The organism is Paenibacillus sp. 10L310 (assembly GCF_056395745.1).
The window spans coordinates 105,718-127,257 of the sequence record NZ_JBFTKC010000004.1 but is presented as its reverse complement, the minus strand read 5'-3'; the positions used below and the strand labels follow the sequence as shown (position 1 = coordinate 127,257).

Here is a 21,540-nt window from a genome sequence, read left to right as displayed (position 1 = left end):
ATTATTTTCGCAATTTCACCATTTTTGTATAGTCCAATTGCACTCTTACCCCCTTTTAATATACATTCTCTTACTCGCTTGCGTAAAACATTAACCTAAAAGACCTTAAACCTAAGCCTGAAAGCCTATACAATTTTCTAAAAATAATACAAAAAAGCCCTGATCTCCACAAAGAGACAAGGCTTTTCTCGGAAATACTAATTATTCAACTGTAATAATTGATTCATTACATTTGCCATATGCTCACAGAGTTCAGCAATGTCCCCCATCTGGTCTTCATTCACACTGCGGTCAAAACAAACGTGAGCCATGACGTTATAAATGATTGGCTGTTCATCAAAGATATACTGGATAGTCTGGCATATCCTCTGCTCAGGCCAGCTCTCCTGTAATATCGAACGAATGGCTGGGCACTGCCTCTCAGGCTCTTTCATAACCATGCCAAACCGGATTTCCAAACAACAACCTGGATGAGCGCCAGGCGTCTCCAGGATCTCCGCTGCGAGCTCATTTAGAGAACTACTTAACACAACCTCGCCTGTTACTTCCGGACGATCCCTGAGACAGAATTGTAATGTGAACTCTCTGGACATCACTGCCATCTCCAGCCGATCTTTACGCCCCGTAATCTGAATACGTTCGTCCAGGTTATCCATATCATAGAGATAATTCTCAAACCCGACTTTCAGATTGTCATACACCGTTGGATCAAACATTGAATTAAACCTACTTTCTTACCCTTTAACATGTATTGTAGTACATTCTCATTTTTCATGCGAACGATGTGTCTATTGAACTCTCTTGCTCGGAAAATAAAAAAAGCCCAGTCACTAGGACTGGGCTCTGGTTAAGCATGAGATCTGGCAAGATCCCGTAGCTTGGTTTATTCTTCTGTAGCTTTTTCTTCAGCTGCCGGCTCAGCTTCCTCAGCAGAGGCCGTTGGCTCTTCCTCAGCCGCTTGTGGCGGCATGACGGAAGCAATGATGGATTCAGGTGATGTTACGAGTGTCAAACCTTTACCGAGTTTGATATCCGCAGCAGTCAAACGATCACCAATGTCCAATCCGCTCACATCCACTTCAATGGACGTTGGCAGATCCGCAGGCAATCCTTCTACTTCCAGCTGTGTCTCCTGTGTCTGGAATACACCGCCAGCTTTCGAGCCGGCCGCTGTACCCTGGAAGTCGATCGATACACTTACGCTGATCGGCTTGTTCTTGGAAATTTGCAAAAAGTCTACGTGCAGCAAACGTCCGTTACGCTCTTGCTGATCCTTGATCAGCACCGGAAGCGTTTTACCGCCCTCAACATTCAGATTGAACATTTCGGAGCGGCCTGTGCGTGCCACTTTCAGCATTTCTTTTTCATCTACATGTATTGAAGCACCTTCAAGTCCCGGGCCGTAAACGACTGCGGGAACTCGTCCGCCTTGTCTTAACAGGCGCAGTGCTGCACCTTTCTTTTCCGTTCTTGGCGTTGCTGTAAGTTGAGCCATTTTTCCGTTGGATTTCATGATTGAACATCCTCCTTCAAGGGATCACTACATTATATTTGTTAGAAAGCGCTGAGGCTTATCTCATAGACCATGATGGTCTTTTTTCCTTTGGCCGAATCGTGGGCCATATCTATATTTACCCCAATGATAGAGGATCTCAAACACGAAACAGGACAAATAATTTTTTTTTGGCAAGTTATGCGGCTTATAATCAGACCAAAAAAAGCAGTCGGAATCTCTTCCAACTGCTGATTTATCAAGGTTTTGACGAACTACATTCAAAGTTATAAATAAAGAAACTATGCGCTGTTACGATCCTCTGTTTTTTCACTTTCACGAATGATCTGCATCTCGTCTGATCCGCTACGGACAACAATGTGTACATCCCCATCTTCAGGTACAATGTCCACGTAACGGTCTCCGCACGTATCTTTCGCTTCCCATTCGTTCAATCGAATGATTAATCCCAGGTGATGCAGACCCGGAGCAACCCGGAAGCGGGCTTCGGCGGCATTACCGACTTGTTCCAGCCGTACTGCTCCGTCCTCCATACCTGTGCCCCATACCCAGACATCCCAACCTTCATAATGCTGGTCTTCCCGTTCGTATCGAAGCGTGACAGTTCGCGAAATCTGTTTATGAATCGTTACGCCAAGCGTTGCCCGAATTCCTCCAGCCTCAGCAATAATATGGGTTACTCCAGGTGTCATCGCACGTACGATCCCTGCTGCACTCACCGCTGCAAGTTCTGGATGAGAAGAGCTCCAGCGTATATTCGAATCCTGAAGCGGCTGACCAAATTGATCCAGAACCAAGGCACGGAAGCGACTGATTCGAGTCATGTACATGACAGGTTCGCCCACAATTTCGATTCGTTCAGCATGACGATAATCCACTTGTAACATACAGCTTGCCGTTATGTCCGCACAGTGGACTGTAATCGAAGCTTCCCCTCGTTCCAGTGCATGGATTGTTCCATCAGGCTGGATCTGAATAATATCCGGATCAGAAGAAGTCCAGGTAACTGGAGCTTTTTCCACCACATTGCCAATACTGTCCCGTACGATCGCTCGTAGTTGAGTGGTCTCCTTCGGACTATATACCTGGCGAGGAAAACTAATCTCCACTGTTGATGGTTCAGCGCCTCCAGCATGCTCTGTGTCATACAGTACCATTAAAGACCATCGTTCTACCTGAACAGTACCACGAACAGTCTCGATCACGTCTGTGCCTGCCTGATGATCATTGACTACAACATGCCAGTCCCCTTCCCCCAGGTCGACATGCTGCTCATGTTCCGTTCCGTTATAGATGACCATAATCTGATTCCAAGTGTCCTGATTCGCACCATTCTGAAGTATAAAGGCAACTACATTGCCATCCGCACGAATAACACGAAGGTGATTTCGAACCTGTTCAGCATCGATCATACGAAAAGCGGGATGTGTTCTCCGCAAATGAATAAGACCACGATAGTAATCAAACACCGGTCTGAAGCGTGATTTGTTGGCCCATGTGATGGCGTTCACCGCATCCCCGCTCCGATAACTGTTATGATCACCGGCTTTGGATCTGAGCATCTCATCCCCTGAATGCAGAAACGGAATTCCCTGAGAAGTAAGCAGAATGCCGGAGGACAGTAACGAGCGACGAACCATCTCATGATTCAAAACATCATCTGCATCCACATACCGATAAGGATCTGCTGCTTTTACAGCGGACTCAGCACTCCCACCACCCACGGGCTGTCCGTCCTTCCATACGGGAAATCCTAATTCATGTCTAAGGTTCATTGTTGTCGCAATTTTATCCCACAGATTGAGATTGTCATGGGCAGTTACATAATTGACAACTTCCACAGGTGAAGATGTGAAATCATCCAGTGCTCCCGCTAATCCCCTAATAAGCTCATATTCCTGCCCTCCGGCACCCGTGACAAACCCTCTGCCACTGCCATCACTATCGCCCTTGATTGCACTGCGAAAATGATCATTAAATACTGCAAACCCCTGACCTCGCTGGGTTCCTTTTAATGTTTTACGGTCCAAAGGTGAATCTCCACCCATCCAGGGTTCCCCATAGATCAGAAACGCCGGATCGATCTGCTCCCGCAATTCGCGTGTCAATTCATTCATCGTTTCCGTATCAATCAGGGCCATGAGGTCAAATCGAAATCCGTCCACATGATATTCTTCTGCCCAATATCGGAGAGAATCCAAAATATATTTTCGCACCATTGGACGTTCTGTCGCCAATTCATTGCCTACACCAGAACCATTACTGAGGGTACCATCCTCCCGATAACGGTAATAATAGCCTGGTACAATCCGTTCAAAAGGACCCTCTTCCACGCTATACGTGTGATTATAGACAACATCAAGTACAACGCGAATGCCTTGTCTGTGCAGCGATTGAACGAGTGATTTGAGCTCCCGAATTCGAACTGCAGGATCACGAGGGTCGGTAGCATACGAACCTTCGGGAACGTTATAATGCTGGGGATCATACCCCCAGTTGTATGGTGCTCTGACATTTGAACCCACTTCTGCCGTAGCAAGTTCATTCACCGTCTGATAATCCGCCACAGGCAGAAGATGTACATGAGTAACTCCCAGTTCGGCAAGATGGTCTACGCCAATACTATTGCCTGCTCTATCCGTCAGACCGGATGCCGTGAATGCCAGATATTTTCCCTTATACGGAATATCTGCATGTGGGTCTGAGGAGAAATCACGGACATGCAACTCATATAACACGGCATCAACAGGACGCAGAAAAGCAGGTTTGACATCCAGGTCCCAATCGACCGGATTGGTGGTCTCCGGATCTATAATAGCCGTTCGTTGCCCATTAGCCGTTACCGCTCTGGCATAAGGATCAACAGCCACTTCAATCTGCTTATTATCATGAATAATTCGGTACATATAATAATGTCCTGCCCAATCGCCGCTGAGCTTCAGACTCCATATTCCGTCCGCATCACGTGTCAAGAAATGTTCCTGCCCATTTTCATGATTTTGTACTTTACCACTATCGTTGTAATGCCCTTCATCGTTAAAAATCAATATATAAACCTGTTGTGCCGTAGGTGCCCACAATTTAAAAGTACTTGCAGCACGAGTATATGTTAAGCCAAGATCGTTGCCTTCGTAACAAAAAGAAGTCCATTCCGGCATCGTTCCCACCGCCTTTATATCCATTGATTTCGTGTTGTCCCGATGTTACGGAGTGGGACGTTGTTTGTCAACCCGGGGTTGTCTGTACTCATCATATCGGTCCAATTTGCGTATTCAATTAGCAATCGCTTTCAAAATATAGGATATGAAAACAAGCGCCATAGATTGACAGCATTTGTACCTGTCCCGACAAAAAAAGTTTGGAATATACGAGAATAAATTGCAGGATGTCATTTGGTTGAGATTAAAATGCACCAACAGGTGCACAGTATAAAAAAAGCTCCAGACATGACGATGTATAGCCCTGCGACCAAGGCATTGGTTTCTGACGCATCAACAAATCCCCCCTTTCTTACGGGAAAGAGGGATTTGTTTTATCTCAATTTATTTGATTAGATTTGATTGGATATCTAGAACGTGGCCTTGTTAGCGATTTTACTAATGGTTTGTTGATACCCTTCAATTCTTGGCAAGCATTCCGTTCATTAGGAATTCGAATACATCACCGTTAGGGATATCGCATTCACATGTGCATGTCCGTCCTGTATGGTACGTATCGTATCAACGCCTGCTTGTCCTTTTTCTACTATCACATTCCATGTCCCTGTGGGGACAGAGATGTCACGGTTTTCTTTTGCCGCGTTATAGATGACAACAATACGTTCCCAAGGATCGCTGGCTGCTGTACCGTTCAGTTCATAGGCTAGCAGCCCATTGCCTTTTTCTATTAGACGAACATGCTTCTCGATCTCTTCCCGTGTACGAAGCCGAAAGGCTGGATGTTCTCGCCGAAGACGGATCAGCCCACGATAATAGTCAAACACCGGCTTGAACAGCTGCTTTTGCTCCCAATGTATGGCATTGACTACGTCTCCACTCTGGTGGCTGTTGGCGTCCCCATATTTGCTGCGAAGTAGCTCATCTCCAGCAGCGATCAAGGGAATACCCTGGGAGGTTAAAACGATACCATTGGCAAGCAGACAACGCCTAACGGTCTCATTCTCCAGAATGTGTTCTGGATCGATCTGCAGGTAAGGCTTAGCCTTCTCTACGGCCTCTTCCACACTCTGGCATCCACGAATACTTCCATCCTCGTCATAGGTGAGGAAATTCAAGGTATCGTGGATTCCTTGTGTACGTGCAACTTTGTCCCACAGGTTGAGATTATCATGCACGGTTACATAGTTAATCGTCTCGGATGGACCATCCGTAAAATCCTGAATGGCTCCCCGGACCCCAGTCCACAATTCGTCTTCTTTCCCGTCCGCGCCCGTCGCAAATCCCGTACCCATGCCATCGCTGTCTCCCTTGATCACTCCTCGAAAATTATCGTTAAACACAGCAAAACCAGCTCCGCGCTGCGTTCCTTTTAGGGTCATATCATCTCCAAGAGGAGAATCCAGTGCGCCCCATGGTTCACCATATAACAATATGGATGGGGATACTTCGGCGTGCAACTCCGCTGCAAGCTGTTTCATCGTAGTTGTGTCGATCAGACCCATCAGGTCAAATCGAAAACCGTCCACATGGTACTCCTCTGCCCAGTAACGGACCGAGTCGATGATAAACTTGCGAACCATGGTGCGTTCAGTAGCCACCTCATTGCCCGTACCTGAACCATTGCTGTAGGTCCCATCGGCGTTTTGACGATAGTAGTACCCTGGTACAAGTTTCTCAAAAGAGCTGCCTGCCGTATCAAACGTATGATTATATACCACATCCATAATGACACCTATTCCCTTGTTATGAAGGGCAAGCACCATGGATTTGAACTCACGAATTCGTGTCTCCGGATCATCTGCACGTGATGCATAGGAACCTTCCGGTACATTGTAATGGAGCGGATCATATCCCCAGTTATAGTTGGAGGCATCAGACGTATCACCATCCACCCTGGATTCATCCACCGTCGCAAAATCAAATACTGGGAGCAGATGCACATGGGTAATCCCGAGTTCAACCAAATGATCGATCCCCAGTGTGTTGCCCTCCGAATCATGCAGGCCCGTCTCGGTGAAAGCCATGTATTTGCCTTTATTCGTTATACCAGATGATGGGTGAATGGAAAAATCACGTACATGCAGTTCGTACAGGACTGCATCTACAGAACTGGTCAATTCCGGGCGAATATCCTCACTCCATCCCTTCGGATGTGTCTGCTCCAGTCTCACAATTACACCCATTTCTCCATTCATGGTCACTGCTCGGGCGTAGGGATCTACAGCAGTAGTTGAATGTCCATCTTCGAAAGTAGGCTTGTACATGTAACGGTAGCTACTTAAATCACCTTCCAGTTCCATAACCCAGATGCCTTGTTCTTTCTTTTGCATAGGTAGCGCCTGCTGTTTCCGTTGATTGGGCTCTTCCTCCGGGCTCCCCCCTGTCAAAGGTGGGTACAAAAGTAGTTCCATCTGAACAGCTAACGGTGACCAGACTTTGAAGTGACAGGTTTGTGCTCCTAATGTGACACCTAAATCTCTTCCTTTGTATGTATCTTCTGAAATCAATAGTTCCTGCTTATCCTCTTCAATCATATGTGTTGTTCCCCTCTCGTTGAGAAAATTGATGAACATGGATGGTACGAGTGCTCCTTACCCTTTATACCCGTTCTGCTACCCAACCATAATCCGAATTACACAAAAGAAGACAAACGTCATGTAGATTCACATGACGCCTGCCTTCTTTATGGGTAAAACGATATCTCCCTAATGCGGTACCTGGGATTGGAAATCATTCCGGCTGGATTGATCGGCGTGGTACAAAACCACGTCCCCATCTTGCATCGGCCAGCTTTTTCCCTGACCATCTACCGGGCTGTTATCAAAACCTTCCATTTGCCATTGATTCATCAACGGTGCATGAATATATTGCAGATGCGGTGCACTCGTATTGCCACTGCGCAATGTTTCGATATTGAAGTTAACCACAATGTAACCGTCCCTCAGGAATATCTTAGCCTTCTCATCCAACTGATTTTGTCTCGCGAGCAGTTCTAGATTGGTTCCTTTGGGCACCGCATATACATCTGCTGGCAAGCTATATTCCCCATACCAGCGCTGAATCGCTGCATTCGCCCGATCCACATTAACACTGGAGGGAATATCTGCTTTTGGGCCAATGAGTGTACGGATCTGTGAAGGAAGAATCATCCAGTCATAACGACCTACCCAAGTTTTATGATGTGAGGTCTGATCCACGAAACGAACCATATGTTCCGCCATTGTACCCTGATTGCGTTCCTCCTCCGACAGTTCATAGGTATACTGATAACGCGCTGTATCACCTAACTCCGTACCGGGGACATTCCGCAACCGTGAGTTCAGGACAACAAAGCGTTTTTCTAAATCTTGTGCCGATCCGATACGAATGAGTCGTTCCTGTCCTCGATGGTAGTATAAATCCACTTCTTGCCGGGTGGTGCCATCTTTACTCACAAAAGAGAACGTCGGCGTAATTCGGATACCATCCTGTTTCCCAAACATATTACCCTTGGTTTTCAGATCAAACTTGAAATGGTAACCCGTCTTCACTGCAGCATTTCGGAACCCTTGTACCGGATGACTGCCAGGACGAATAGGCAGGACATAGGGAGCCAAATTACCTCGGGGATCTCCGTCTATACTGTTTCCTCCGGTCCAGTAGCTTACACCTGTTGGTTCGGGGCTGCCTATCCGCTTACGGAACACATTCTCCCAGTTGTAGTCTGAAATATCGGTGATGTGAAAATCATATAATCGTCCGATAACGTCTACAGCAACGGTATCTGCTGCGACATGATGAGTCAGATTCGTATTGGCATCCTGTTGTTCTGTGTAGTTTTCAGGTGCATTTTCGGCGATATTTCGAAACTCGATCTGGTAATTCCCTTCATCTACCCATACAGGAAGATAAAAAGGAGTGTCCAACTGATTTACCGGAATATCCACCCATGTCATGGCCGGAATAAACTGACTTCTAGCACCGTTATAGACATCAAATGGGAAACGAACCTGTTTGATCCGGAAATATTTCGCATAATCATGGTTTCCATAACCAGGGTAACTCGCTACATCCAGATGCTGCCCTGAAGTTGGGATGCGTACAATAAACGGACGCTCTAAAATAAGTGCAGCTCTTGTCTGATCAGGCGTGGTCTTCTGGTTATGCAGCTGATCATCTGACACCCAGGCATAGTTCACAACTGGAGTATGTACTGTCACCGAGTTGATGCCCAGAATGGGGAACTTCTGATCCTGACCTCCGTTAACATTGCTAGGGAGCAGTCCATACGTTATCTCACCCGTGGTTGGCTGGTTAGCTTTGTTCATCAATGTGTTCTTGATCGTCAGACGGTTCTGGTACAGAACATCGTCTCCGATCATACCAGGCTGCGGGATCATCCCAGGTCTTGGAGCTGTTTTTTCCACGGGAGCAGGGTCCATAATCGTCGCTCCATTAAAGGTTACCTTGTCGTTATTAACGGTGTTCTCTCTAACCTCCGCTTCAGCTTTGGATTGAAACAATGATGTTTCATCTGGCGTAGGCGGTTCATCCGAACCACCAGGAACCCCTTTGATGCCAAGATCAATTTCTCGACATGGCGCAGGTTTCACATGATTGGTAACCGCAGTATCCATAGCCGATTGCAAAGTCGGTGGTGTATATGCATTGGGCATAAGGGTCACGGTGTCACCATAACCGCCTAACGCATAGTTAGATACCTTTGCCTCATTTAACTTGTATACCTCCAGGTTATCAATCTGCCAATAGCTATATGTCCGTGTTACTTGCATGGTTTTATCCCCAGGCACATCACGTTCTCTGGGCTGAGGAGGTGTCCCTGGATCCCCCTCACCACTAGACGCTCTTCCCGGGATCGTCCAGGTTTTATGATAAACCCTTTTCACCTTAACGGTGTAAGTCACCGTTCCTGTCATGTTAATCCAACGGTGCTGAAACAGATATCCCTTGGCTAAAACATTGGCATAGAGATCTTCCGAAGTTGGAATACCACGGGTAACATCGAACTTCTCAGATCCACGCTCGTCTGCCTTCAACACACCTCGAACAGACGGGTCCATAACCGATGCTTCAATAACCGTACCTCTACTCGGTGGACTGATGGTCACGGGGCAAGTGTTCGCAGGGTCACCCCCCGGATCGCCATCATTACCACCTTCTCCATTATCCGTGCAGTCCTTCACCTCAAGCACCTGAGTCCCTTGTTCATCCAGTTGCTGAGGAGAATCAAGAAAATGAGCTTTGATGGTAGTGCTACCCACGATCCCTTTTGTCGTGATTTTGCCATCAGCACCGATCGTTGCCACAGCCGGATTCGAGCTCTGCCACGTCAGTTTGGGGTGAGCCGTCAGTTTATGAACAGAGCGATCCGGTTTGGTTAGAACGGCTTCTGCCTGTAGTGGTGTTGTATTGGCTTTACAAGCGTTCGGCAAATTCACCACGAGTCCTGGCTCAGACGTAACGGTTATGGTGGCTGTATCCGAGATCAGATATGTACCATTGTTCCAGATCGCACGCACAGTGACCGTGCCTGGACTTTCGGCTGTTAACATCCCTGTTTTGAGCTCTATACTCGCAATCGTCTCGTCAGAAGAAAACCATTTGATCTCCGTTTCCCTGCGGGATACGTCTATGCCTCCATTAAAATCTGTTTCGCCATAATGTCTTGTGCTAACTTCGGCTTTCATCTGCTTTGTTTGTCCAATAGTCAAAACCGAATCCGGTGTTACATCGATTTCTTTTTCTTCAACCAGATCGCCTTCCCAGATGATATCCATGGGCGTATGGTATGCAACGATTTGCTTCACACAGTTTCGAATTGTTTTACCACCATTTTCATAGTCCCTTCGATTAGTAACTGTGTGTGAGCCTCCTGTTTTGGTAATAATTTTTACGATTGTATTTCCTTCTCTTATAATCGTATTACCCACACCAGTATAAGACGACTGTAGTGTAGTTGATTGGTAATCTACGTTTTTAATACGGATTTTATCTAGCATTCTCTGTGTAACAGTCTGTGATTGAAAATCTGGCCAAGATATTGCAGGCCATTCAGAAAAATCGACCTCATTAGGAATTTCCTTCTCATCTGGATATGGAATAGAACATGAATTAGGATTGAGGTTATTCGAAAAAGTTGGTCCAGTAGTGTGATCTGCTTTAAAATTACCATCGTCAAGTTGATACCAGTAAACACCTGGATTTGCTATCCTTTTTTCAGACTGTACCGTATTAGATATTTTTTGCTTCTTAGGTCCATATGGATCTGAACTTGCAGCTTCTATTGAGGATGTTAAATTCAAACATAGTATAGTAATAAGAAAAATTGAGATAAAAATTAAGGATTTCTTCTCAACATGAGCACACAAAGATATTCCACCACCATTAAGTTTGACTTACATATTCTGAATTTTTAGTATATTTCCACTTTTTTGATTAAAGGAATATGCTCCATTTTTACCTTCTAAAACAGATGTCACCCAAAATCTCTTCTTTATATCTTTCTTAATCAAATCACTCGATCTCTCAGGGATAGTCACTAGGCCATTCTTGAATGCTTGCTTAAGATCCAAACGATTAAATTGTAAAAAACCACTATATAGCCCTCCATTAAAAGTGATTGGATCGGATCTCTCAATTTTTGATGTGAAAGATATATCTGCAAAAGCCATATAGTTGCCTTTGAAAAGATGTGTCTCTGGACCAATGAATAATGTTGCATAGAGACCTTTTGCTTTACCTTGAGTAACATCTACAACAATATATCTATGCAGTGTAACTACACCGGAATTATTGGATAATTTAATTTCTTCTCTTGCTAAATCACTTACTTTAGCGGAGTTATTACTATACCTATAATTACTAATGGTCGTTAAATTCGTCCCCGTCGTGCCGACCTCTCTCATCTCATTCAGGTCGCTATACTTCCCGGCATCCGTGCCCTCCACGTCCATATAACGCAGTAAAATGGCCGATACTTCTGCACGAGTGGTGGAATCTGCAGGTTTCAATGTGCCATCCTGGAATCCACCGACAATGCCTGTCCCACGCACAAGGGCAAGATACGGAATCTGCTCAGCACGAATGGTGCCGCGGTTCACTTCCGGTGTAGGAAGTAGCGTATTTTTTGTATCGTTAAAAGCATCCTGAAAACTGGTTCCGGACTTGATCAGTCCATTTGCAATCCATTTCATCATCTCGTAACGTGTCAGTTCCGCATTTGGATTGAACCCTTTGGCATAATCGCCAGCATTAATGAATCCTTGTCCAACAAGTTGGCTAACCGCTGCTTCAGACCAATGTCCCTTGAGATCAGCAAAGGGATTCTGTCCCTCTACCTTCTCCAGTCCAGTCGCACGGGCAAGTATGGTCGCATATTCCCCACGCGTGATTTTGCCATTAGGACGAAACGTTCCATCCTGGTAACCAGAGATCAGTTTTTTTTCATAAGCTTTGGCAATTGTCGCTTGAGCCCAGTGGCCCTTGATATCCTTGAACTTGCTAAGGGCAGTGTCACTTGTTCCCGATGCAGCATTCGCTGTTGACGTCAAATGTACGGGGCCCATCGGTAATAGTGTTGCTGCCAATACTGCTGTTGTTACCAACCCGACGATCCAAACATGCCGTTTTTTCTTCTTCTCGTGACCTTCAATTCGTTTATTCAATCTACTCACGCTCCTATGTACCTTAGTATGGGGATGCTTTACTTGGTCAACCTAGTCAATTCTCTTCATAAATAAAACCTAAATTTGCCATAATAATCAATATTCTACCATGTTGTACTAGGCTATTGGTATTATTTTTCGTCCATCCCCATCACTTCAAGGCGTGGGCCCCTCCTTCCATAGACCCACTTCATTCGCCTAAAACACAAAAAAAGGCCATGAATCCGCAGATTCATAGCCTTATGCTTTAAGGGTGTGGTCTTTCTTATGATATTGGAAAATGAACTCATCCATAGAATAAACCATATCATTCCATTTGATCAACCTTTTTTTATTTCACCCAGCTTTATTTTCCGTTCAATTCCTTATAGGAAGCTTCCAATTCCGTAATCAATTGATCACCACCAGCTTTTCTCCAGCTTGCGATTTCCTGCTCCCAGCCTGCATCATCGATTTTCCCCATAATGTACTTGGTCTGTGCATCCCAGATCATCTGATCCAACTCCTGACCACGCTCGGTATAGATCGCCGAAGACAAGGTGAGTGCCGGATTGGCGATGGCGTACTGCTCATTCTCACGCGCCATCTTTGTACCTTTCATACCAATCGGAACATCAACCAGTTCAGGTACATTATAACCTTCAATACTTAACAGATTATCCCGGTATGGCTTCACTTCACGCTGATAAGCGTCAAAATCTTTGAGTTCGGTTTTCCCATCCGCAGTTTTGGTGTAGTGCACATCGAGCAATCCACGGAGCTGTAACATACTCAATTCCTCATCCATCAACTGATCCAAGAACGTAAGAACCTTCTTCAATTGCTCCTCATCCGTAACGGATGCCTTCGGGATGACCAGCATTCCGTAGTTTCCCGGCTCCCCGGCGATTCGAATACCATCGGTTCCCTGGAACGGAGCCACATCAATCTCTCCATCCGGAGCGTTAGGTGTAAGGCGCTGCTGAGAGGACTTTCCGTTCTGGGCCACACCGTTAAGCTTCATGCCAACCAGGCCGGAATCCATTTTTTTGTCCGCATCAGAAGGGTCCAGGGCAGGGAAATCACTATTAATCAGTCCCTCGCTGAACAATCGCTTGAAAAGTTTCATCGTATCCATATATTCGGTAGTCAAGAACTCCGGGGTCAGTTTCCCAGCATCATCCACTCCCCATTTGTTGACACCGCCAATACTTACAGCGATCCGCGTCAGTGGGGAAGAGACACCCTCATTATACTTTTTGAAAAGCAGTGCACCGTACGTATCTTCCTTACCATTCCCGTCAGGGTCATCCTTGCGAATGGAGCGCATCACTTCATACCAGTCATCCAGCGTTTTGGGTATATCCAGCTTCAATGTATCAAACCAGTCCTTGCGATATACGATCGCAGTCCGTCCAATATCCCGGAAGTTCGGAATACCGTACACCTTGCCTTCAATTTTGATATTGTTAAAATAAGCTTCGGATTGGGCAGACAGGTTCTTATAATCCTTCAAGTAAGGCCCCAGTTCCCAGAACAGTCCCGTTTTGGCGGCATTAAATGTTGTCGGCACATAATTCACACGCATAATGGTCGGCATCTCGCCTGAAGCAACCATAACATTCACCTTATCATCAAAAGCAGACTGCGGAATCCACTGTACATTGACATCCGTATTGGTATATTCCTCAATCTTCTTTTCAATCCCGTTCTCCTTGGCCGGTATATCTCCTACCTGCATTAAAGAGATGGAAATGGGAAGTTTACCTTCCCCTGCAGCAGGTGCTTTCTCTCCCCCGCAACCTGCAAGCAATCCAGCGGACATAGCACCAATTACAACGATTCCGCCTAAACGGGACATTGGACCTTTTGGACTCATGAACCATCTCTCCTTTTTTGATAGCCAAATTGTTCAGCAAGCTTGCCTCACTTCACTCAAACCAACCATGTATGCGCTATCATAAATCTTCTAAAGAGAAGAACCAGCATTACGCCAGTTCAATCTCCACTCCCGCCAAAATGAACGGAGCGACCGACTTCGGATCATTGATCCGAATGGACTCGGTCACATAATACTCATAGGACCCGTCACGATACGGGTTTCCTCCAAGACCGGCTCCGCCATTACACTGCGTCAAGGACAGCACGCCTTCACGGTCCGTTTGCAACAGATGCTGTAGCAGACCCTGATATCCTTTCTCCGCAACCGCTTTGAACTTGCCACTCAGATATCCTTTACGCACACCTTTGGCCAATGCATAGACAAACATTGAGGTCCCGGAAGCCTCCAGATAGTTCCGCTCACGTCCCGGTTGATCCAACAAATGTGGCCATAGTCCGGTCTGCTGATCCTGTACATGCACTAGTGCGTTTGCTACCCGTTCGAAGATACCCACAATCTGTCCGCGCTGCGGATGATCTACCGGCAGATGATCCAAGGTATCCACAACCGCCATCACATACCAGCCCATTGCCCGGCTCCACACATGTGGAGAACATCCCGTTTCTCCCGAACTCCAGCGCTGCTCTTTGCTCTCATCCCAGGCATGGTACAAGAGACCGCTACGCGGATCACGTGTACGTTGCTCCACCAACAAGAGCTGCAGAGCCGCCTTGTCAAACCACTTCTCTTCTCCCGTCACTGCGCCATACTGGGTCAGATACGGAGTAGCCATGTACAATCCATCCAGCCACATCTGGAAAGGGTATATCTTTTTGTGCCAGAACCCGCCTTCACTCGTATGTGGCTGTCCCTTAAGCTGAGTCATCAGCAACTCCGCAGCTTTGCGATACTTCTCTTCTCCCGTTTTCTCGTGCAACAGGAACAGTGATTTCCCCTGATTGATCTGATCCAGATTATATTCCTCAACCGTATAGGAGCGAATGGAGCCATCTTCCTGAACGAAATGATCCATCAGCTCACAGATGTAGTCAAAATACTTTTGCTCCCCCGTATGTGTATACAGCTCCTCCAGCGCTTTCAGTAAGCAGCCGTTCTCATAATGCCAAGTGGCGTACAGCTCATGGTTTCGATAACTTTCCATGAACTGCTGTGCCATGCGCACCGATGTGAGTTGCAGTGTTTCCTTCATGATCAAGCCTCCGCTTCCGGCTCTTTATTGAGCCTGTTTTTTATAATCTTCGGCATATTCCTCACGAATCTTGTTTCCACCCGCATTGCCCCAATTCTCGATTTCCTTTTCCCAGCCACTTCGATCGATCTTGCCCATAATGTATTTGGTTTGTGCATCGGCAATCACCTGATCCAGATCCGCCCCGCGGTCACCATACGTTGGAGAATATAACGTCAGTGCAGGGTTTGGCACAGCGTGCTCCGCCAGTTCCTTGGCAAGTGCCGTACCTTTTTCACCCAGTTCGGTATCCTTCAATTTCGGTACGTTATAGCCTTCGACATAAGGAAGGTTGTCACGGTAAGGCTTCACTTCACGCTGGAATGCATCGAAGTCACTCATCTCCACCTGATCTTCGCCCACTTTGGTGTAATGTTTGTCTTCCATACCACGCATCAACAGGGTCGCCATCTCAGGGTCCATCAGTTTATCCAGGAAGGAGAGCAGGTTCTTGAGTTCTTCTTCCGATTTCACCGTTGATTTAGGGAATGCCAGTATTCCGGAGTTACCCGTCTGTCCTGCAACACGATCTCCGTTCGCTCCAAGCAAACCAGCGATGTCTACCACACCATCCGGATTGTTTTTGGACAAACGCTCTTGCTGACTTTTTCCGTTCTGCGCAACACCAACACGGATACCAACAACACCGGAATCATACTTTTTCTCCGCTTCCGTAGAGTCGAATACGGCAAAGTCCTGGTTCAGTAGTTTCTCATCGTACAAACGTTTCAGCAGATCCAGCACCTGCATATATTCCGGTGTCATGAATTCCGGCGTGAAGCTGCCATCATCTTCGACCTTCCACTTGTTAGGTGCACCAAAACTTACGCCAAGGCGCGTTGTGAAGGAATATTGATCCTCATTATATTTTTTGAAAAGCATCAGTCCAAACGTATTATCCTGACCATCTCCATCCGGATCCGAGGTAGCCAGCGTTTTAATCGTTTCATACCATTCATCCGGTGTGGTTGGCACCTTCAGATTCAGTTTCTCGAACCAGTCCTTGCGATAGATCACTGTAGCCCGCGCAATATCGGAGAACACAGGAACCCCATAGATTTTGCCCTCTACCTTGATGTTGTCAAAAAAACGCTCGTTCTGTGCCGACAGATTTTTGTAGTCTTTCAGAAAAGGCCCCACTTCCCAGAACACGTCATTACGCATCGCGCTGGTCACCGTTGGGTTATATTGCACTTTCACAATTTTTGGCATATCGCTTGAAGCGATCATCACGTTAATTTTGTCATTGTAGGCCGAAGCCGGAATCCACTGGATATCCAGTTTGGTATTGGTATACGCTTCAATCTTTTGCTGAACTTCATTGCCTTTGCTTGGCACATCACCCACCTGTGCAATGGCTATGGACACATTTTGTACGCCGCCCTCGGCAGCCTGACCCTCGTCTGATCCGCATCCTGCCAGCAAACCTGTCACCAGTGCCAGTGTGCTTAAGACAGCTACGGCTTTCTTTTTTGTTGCTTTCATAACATGAAAACCTCCCTTTTTTTATGCAGTCATACTGAACTGACTTTGAACCATGTGACGACTCAACCTTTCACCGAACCCAGCATCACGCCTTTTGCAAAGTGCTTTTGCAGGAATGGATATACCAGCATAATCGGGATTGTGGAGAATACGATAACCGCCATGCGAATGGTAAGCGGCTGGATCTCGGTCTCTTCGATACTCGTGTCTCCGATTCGGCTCTGTGCCAGAATGACAATCTCACGCAGCCAAACTTGAACAGGCCACTTCTCACTATCGTTGATATAGATAACAGCGCTGAAGAAACTGTTCCAGTGGGCCACCGCGTAAAAGAGTGAAAATGTCGCCATGGCTGGCATGGACAACGGCAGTACAATCCGGAACAATACGCTGACATCGTTACATCCATCAATTTTGGCTGCATCCTCCAGTTCATCGGGAATGGCCTGGAAGAAGTTTTTGAGTACGATCAAGTTAAATGCACTAATAGCGGTAGGTAACATCAGCGACCATAACGTATCCGTCAAATGCAAAGATTTCACGACAAAGTATGTTGGAATCATTCCGCCACTGAAGAGCATCGTGAACAATACACCGAGCAAAATGGGCTGGCGTCCACGCAGATATCTTCTGGAGAGCGGATACGCCATAAGTGATGTAAACAGCAGGTTAATGAAGGTACCGATCACGGTAATATAGACCGATACACCCAGACTGCGAATCAAAGTATCTGTAGAGAAAATGTAACGGTACGCGGCCAGAGAGAACTCTTTTGGAAAAAGAATGAATCCTCCCTTAGCCACTTCATGCGGACTGGTAAACGAAACGGCCAAAATATACATGAACGGGATGACCGTCACAATTCCAATCAACAGCAGCAAGCCGTGATTGAGAAAATCAAAGATCCGGTTGCCCCACGTTTTATCCTGTTGCATTTTAATGTTCACTCCTGTCTGGTGAAGAACGTCTACTCCCGAGGGTTAGTAGACGCCTTCCTCCCCGAATTTTTTGGCCAGCGTATTGGCACCAAGAACAAGCGCCAGCCCGACAACCGATTTGAACAACCCGACAGCAGCACTATAACTGTACTGTGCCTGGGTAAGACCCTTCGTGTACACGTAGGTATCAAATACCTCGCCCACATCCCGGTTTGTCGGAGTTAGCATCAGGAAGATCTGTTCAAAGCCTGTATCCAGGAAATTGCCCAGACGCAGAATGAGCAAAATGACGATGGTACTGCGAATGGCCGGCAGCGTAATATGCCAGGTTTGGCGCCAGCGATTGGCACCATCAATCCTTGCAGCTTCGTAGAGCTGTGTATCAACACCCGAAAGTGCCGCCAGGAAGATAATCGTGCCCCAACCGACCTCTTTCCAGATGGATTGTCCAACAATCATGGTTCGGAACCATCCGGGTTCAAGCAGGAACGCCACTTTTTGTCCAGTCAGGTTATAGAGCAATTCATTAATCGCACCACCCTCGGTTGTGAACAGCATGTAGAACACACCGACAACAACAACCCAGGAAACAAAGTGTGGAACGTAGACAAGTGTTTGTACAAATCGTTTGAACCGTTCACGGCGAACTTCATTCATCATGAGTGCCAGTACAATCGGCAGTGGGAAAAAGAACACAATGTTATAAATGGCAAGCAAAAACGTATTCCGAAATAATGCCCAGAACTGTGGTTCTCCGAAGAAACGCTGGAAATGTTTGAACCCTACCCAGTCACTTCCCAAGATGCCCTTGTAAGGCGTGTAATCCTGAAAAGCCATCGTGATGCCATACATGGGTATGTATTTGAAAATAACAAAGTAAAGCACACCCGGTATTAACATGATATACAGCCACCGGTTTTTGATAATGTCCCTCCACAGCAGGTTTTTGTCACTGCGGGTAGCGGGCCGTGTTCGAGCCGCCGTTTCGGCTTTCATATTGTCTTCCTCCCCACATTGGAAACGATTACAAAATATCACTTCCTGAATTCATGTCTTCATTGTGGAGGATAAACGAATGACTGGCTATCGTCTCGTTTTAGCCTTTTGTTTTTCCTTATGTAGCAAGGGTTTAGCTCATTTACATCACAGAGTTCAAAGGCGCAATGAACTGCTTTCAACCTCTATATTCCTGTCTTAACTTCATAAAGAAAAGTGGTCTTCTTCCTTCATCCAAACATAAAAAAGCCTGCCTGCCATGGCGGGCAGAGCAGGTTTGTTTTATCGCTGCTGCTCCCGGTACTTGCCGGGGGTGGTTCCTGTGATTTTGCGAAATGTACGGATAAATGCGGTTGGGTTGGTATAGTTTAATTTCTCGGCAATCTCCGATATTTTAAGATTTGTTGTTTGCAGCCATGTCTTTGCTTTTTCCATACGATACTCTGCGAGATATTCCGTAAAATTGACTCCAGCTTCCTTCTTGAATACCCGACTTAGGTAGACAGGGTGAAAATTAAGCTCAGCGGCACAGGCTTCCAGCGACAATTCACGATCATAACGTTCCTCGATCAAACGAATCATACGTCTCGCAATATTCATGTATTGGGATTCTTCCTGCTCTCGCCAGAAACGAATGACGGGCAGGAACAGCCGCTTGCGGAACCAATTGGTCATTTCGTCCAATGTGGACAACTTCAGCAAATGTGACATGGATGCTTTTTCCCCCAGTACTTCGGCTACATCCCCGCCTTGCTCCTGCACAAGCTGATATACACGAGACAATAACTGAACCATAATGACGGGGTATTCACTGAAATGAAGCTTTTTGTCTGCAAGCAGTCCCAAATATTGCTTAAAGTAGGTGTCCGTCTTCTCTTCATCTCCTTGCTTGAGCGCAGACGCGAGCTGATCCTCGATCATACGTAACTGGGTATACAACGCGGCCTCCATCTGACCACGGGGCTGAATATCTTCGTAATGTAAAATAATACGGCTGCCCAGACTGACCCGGCCTTGCAGAGCCTCGCGGCTCTCCTGAACCGCTCTTGGCGTATCTCCGATACAAGCGTAAGAACGACTGATGCCAATACTTACGGGCAGATTCAGGTAGGTCACGACACGTTCGCGAATCCAGTCTGCCTGGGTATGCATCCATTCCTTCAGCTGCACCTCATCCGTGAGTTCGGAGGCAAGAACGGTGACCTGAGCATCATCCAGCATGACTGGGGTGAACCGAACTGCCGAAGGGAGGAGCTCACCTACCATATTATTGACAGCAAACAGCAGCAGATCGCGATCTTGTTCCTCATATCGGGTCCCTTCCAAGGTATCGATCTGGAGCATGAGTACGCCAAGACTCGCCCACCCTGTCGGGAAATCGTACAATTCTCCCTGATATCTGAAATCTTCTTCCGAGATTTTACCTGTCAGCAGTTTGGTCATAAAAAACTCCTGGAGGTGCACATGCTGCCCCTTCATCTGCTCACGCATCGTTTTCTCCGAACTGAACAAGGTTGACAATTGCTCCTCAATATAGATAAATTCATCTTGACGGCGTCCTGACGGGGCAACTGGGGAATCCAAACCCTTCGTAAATTGTAGCAGTCTGGAGATTGGTGAGTACATCCGCCGACTGCCGTATATGGCGAACAATCCCGTTACACATAACATGACCAGTGTAGCGATACCAGTAACCAATGCAATTTTCTGTGACTGGGCCGTGATCTGTCCAAGAGATACAACGGACACGTATAACCAGCCATTGAGCGGAGATTGTCTATAGCTAACCGCCACTTGATTACCTTCCACCTCCGCACTGAAGAAACCCTCTGGCTGGCCCGTCGTTTGCACCATTTCCTGAATTTCCTTATTCAGCCCGTCATATTTCCCGCCTTGCTGCATATCGTTCAGAAAATACTTCTGCTCCCGATCCAGAACGTACATATCTCCAGAATTCGTATTTCGGCTCAAGTATGTACTCAGTTCCGTATCGGCGATATCAATTACAAGAAATCCCTTTGGTTTCACATTGGTTGGTATCATCGGGATTTTGAATACCATACTGACCACATTATCCGATGATATAAGAGCAGGTGCCTGTTCGGGTGTTAGTTCACCCATACCTGCTGACACAGGTACACTTTCTTTGGCTGAACTAGCATTCTGAGTGACCCAGAACAGGCTGTTGGTATAACTTAGGTAGGAGCCAATTCGGTCTCGAATGCTGAAATCATCCAATTTGCCAAAAGAACGCATCGAAACGACCCAATCTTCATCCAGATTGACCAGATAGGCTTGGTCAATGTTCGTAACCGCTTGCAAGTTGTTAAAACCGGAGGTCAGATCACGAATCTCCTGAAACTCGCTACTGTCTAGTGGTTTCTTCATCGCTTGTAGTACCAAGGGCGAATTAACATACTGGATGGATGATAATTGCAGGCTACGCAGAACTTGTTCTACCCTCATTTGGGTCTGATGTAATATCTGAAGATTGCTCTCACGCACTTTCTGTTCAATGTCACGTGATGCAATCGTATACGAGACCGAACCAATAACAATGACCGGAAGGGCTCCGAGGATCAGGGTAAAACAGAGCAAACGCAGTAAATACTTCGGCAAGAAGAGCATCCTCCTTTATACGTATGTTTATTAAAATAAATCGCTTTCATTGGATTA

At 46.5% G+C, this 21,540-nt stretch carries 12 protein-coding genes; all 12 read right to left on the bottom strand.

Annotated features, from left to right (window positions below; all coding sequences use genetic code 11):
• Positions 1 to 197: 197 nt before the first annotated feature.
• The 12 genes from AC1DE7_RS12735 to AC1DE7_RS12680 all read right to left on the bottom strand — a co-directional run bounded on the left by AC1DE7_RS12735 (position 198) and on the right by AC1DE7_RS12680 (position 21,483).
• On the bottom strand, positions 198 to 716 hold the full coding sequence (locus AC1DE7_RS12735) for a hypothetical protein (protein WP_477534490.1): 519 nt from the start codon (positions 714 to 716) through the stop codon (positions 198 to 200).
• 167 nt (positions 717 to 883) lie between these two features.
• Positions 884 to 1,513 (bottom strand): 50S ribosomal protein L25, encoded by a 630-nt coding sequence (locus AC1DE7_RS12730; RefSeq protein WP_477534489.1) that lies wholly within the window; start codon positions 1,511 to 1,513, stop codon positions 884 to 886.
• 281 nt (positions 1,514 to 1,794) lie between these two features.
• On the bottom strand, positions 1,795 to 4,671 hold the full coding sequence (pulA, locus tag AC1DE7_RS12725) for a type I pullulanase (protein ID WP_477534488.1): 2,877 nt from the start codon (positions 4,669 to 4,671) through the stop codon (positions 1,795 to 1,797).
• 485 nt (positions 4,672 to 5,156) lie between these two features.
• Complete coding sequence (pulA, locus tag AC1DE7_RS12720; RefSeq protein WP_477534487.1) at positions 5,157 to 7,205, bottom strand: type I pullulanase; 2,049 nt, start codon at positions 7,203 to 7,205, stop codon at positions 5,157 to 5,159.
• Between the two features lie 171 nt (positions 7,206 to 7,376).
• The gene (locus AC1DE7_RS12715; RefSeq protein ID WP_477534486.1) at positions 7,377 to 10,448 is read right to left on the bottom strand and encodes a DUF5704 domain-containing protein; all 3,072 of its coding nucleotides are present in this window, start codon (positions 10,446 to 10,448) and stop codon (positions 7,377 to 7,379) included.
• Positions 10,449 to 11,066: 618 nt separating this feature from the next.
• Positions 11,067 to 12,335, bottom strand: coding sequence for an S-layer homology domain-containing protein (locus AC1DE7_RS12710; RefSeq protein ID WP_127551399.1), 1,269 nt, complete (start codon positions 12,333 to 12,335; stop codon positions 11,067 to 11,069).
• A 346-nt stretch (positions 12,336 to 12,681) separates the two neighbouring features.
• Positions 12,682 to 14,193, bottom strand: a complete 1,512-nt coding sequence (locus AC1DE7_RS12705; RefSeq protein WP_477534485.1) for an extracellular solute-binding protein — start codon at positions 14,191 to 14,193, stop codon at positions 12,682 to 12,684.
• 109 nt (positions 14,194 to 14,302) lie between these two features.
• Positions 14,303 to 15,406 carry a glycoside hydrolase family 88/105 protein gene (locus AC1DE7_RS12700; RefSeq protein ID WP_477534484.1) on the bottom strand — a complete coding sequence of 368 codons (1,104 nt, stop codon included), beginning with the start codon at positions 15,404 to 15,406 and terminating at the stop codon, positions 14,303 to 14,305.
• 24 nt (positions 15,407 to 15,430) lie between these two features.
• Positions 15,431 to 16,930 (bottom strand): extracellular solute-binding protein, encoded by a 1,500-nt coding sequence (locus tag AC1DE7_RS12695; protein WP_477534483.1) that lies wholly within the window; start codon positions 16,928 to 16,930, stop codon positions 15,431 to 15,433.
• A gap of 62 nt (positions 16,931 to 16,992) precedes the next feature.
• A complete protein-coding gene (locus AC1DE7_RS12690; RefSeq protein WP_017686862.1) occupies positions 16,993 to 17,865 on the bottom strand; it encodes a carbohydrate ABC transporter permease in 873 nt (290 codons plus the stop codon).
• 45 nt (positions 17,866 to 17,910) lie between these two features.
• Positions 17,911 to 18,864: an ABC transporter permease gene (locus AC1DE7_RS12685; RefSeq protein ID WP_477534482.1), complete on the bottom strand. Its 954-nt coding sequence runs from the start codon at positions 18,862 to 18,864 to the stop codon at positions 17,911 to 17,913.
• A gap of 282 nt (positions 18,865 to 19,146) precedes the next feature.
• Complete coding sequence (locus AC1DE7_RS12680; protein ID WP_282320448.1) at positions 19,147 to 21,483, bottom strand: AraC family transcriptional regulator; 2,337 nt, start codon at positions 21,481 to 21,483, stop codon at positions 19,147 to 19,149.
• Positions 21,484 to 21,540 lie beyond the last annotated feature (57 nt).

What these genes read in the sequence shown, in the direction of transcription:
- AC1DE7_RS12735 (WP_477534490.1), bottom strand. Translation starts at nt 716, where the DNA reads ATGTTTGATCCAACGGTGTATGACAATCTGAAAGTCGGGTTTGAGAAT.
- AC1DE7_RS12730 (WP_477534489.1), bottom strand. Translation starts at nt 1,513, where the DNA reads ATGAAATCCAACGGAAAAATGGCTCAACTTACAGCAACGCCAAGAACG.
- pulA (WP_477534488.1), bottom strand. Translation starts at nt 4,671, where the DNA reads ATGCCGGAATGGACTTCTTTTTGTTACGAAGGCAACGATCTTGGCTTA.
- pulA (WP_477534487.1), bottom strand. Translation starts at nt 7,205, where the DNA reads ATGATTGAAGAGGATAAGCAGGAACTATTGATTTCAGAAGATACATAC.
- AC1DE7_RS12715 (WP_477534486.1), bottom strand. Translation starts at nt 10,448, where the DNA reads ATGGATATCATCTGGGAAGGCGATCTGGTTGAAGAAAAAGAAATCGAT.
- AC1DE7_RS12705 (WP_477534485.1), bottom strand. Translation starts at nt 14,193, where the DNA reads ATGAGTCCAAAAGGTCCAATGTCCCGTTTAGGCGGAATCGTTGTAATT.
- AC1DE7_RS12700 (WP_477534484.1), bottom strand. Translation starts at nt 15,406, where the DNA reads ATGAAGGAAACACTGCAACTCACATCGGTGCGCATGGCACAGCAGTTC.
- AC1DE7_RS12695 (WP_477534483.1), bottom strand. Translation starts at nt 16,930, where the DNA reads ATGAAAGCAACAAAAAAGAAAGCCGTAGCTGTCTTAAGCACACTGGCA.
- AC1DE7_RS12690 (WP_017686862.1), bottom strand. Translation starts at nt 17,865, where the DNA reads ATGCAACAGGATAAAACGTGGGGCAACCGGATCTTTGATTTTCTCAAT.
- AC1DE7_RS12685 (WP_477534482.1), bottom strand. Translation starts at nt 18,864, where the DNA reads ATGAAAGCCGAAACGGCGGCTCGAACACGGCCCGCTACCCGCAGTGAC.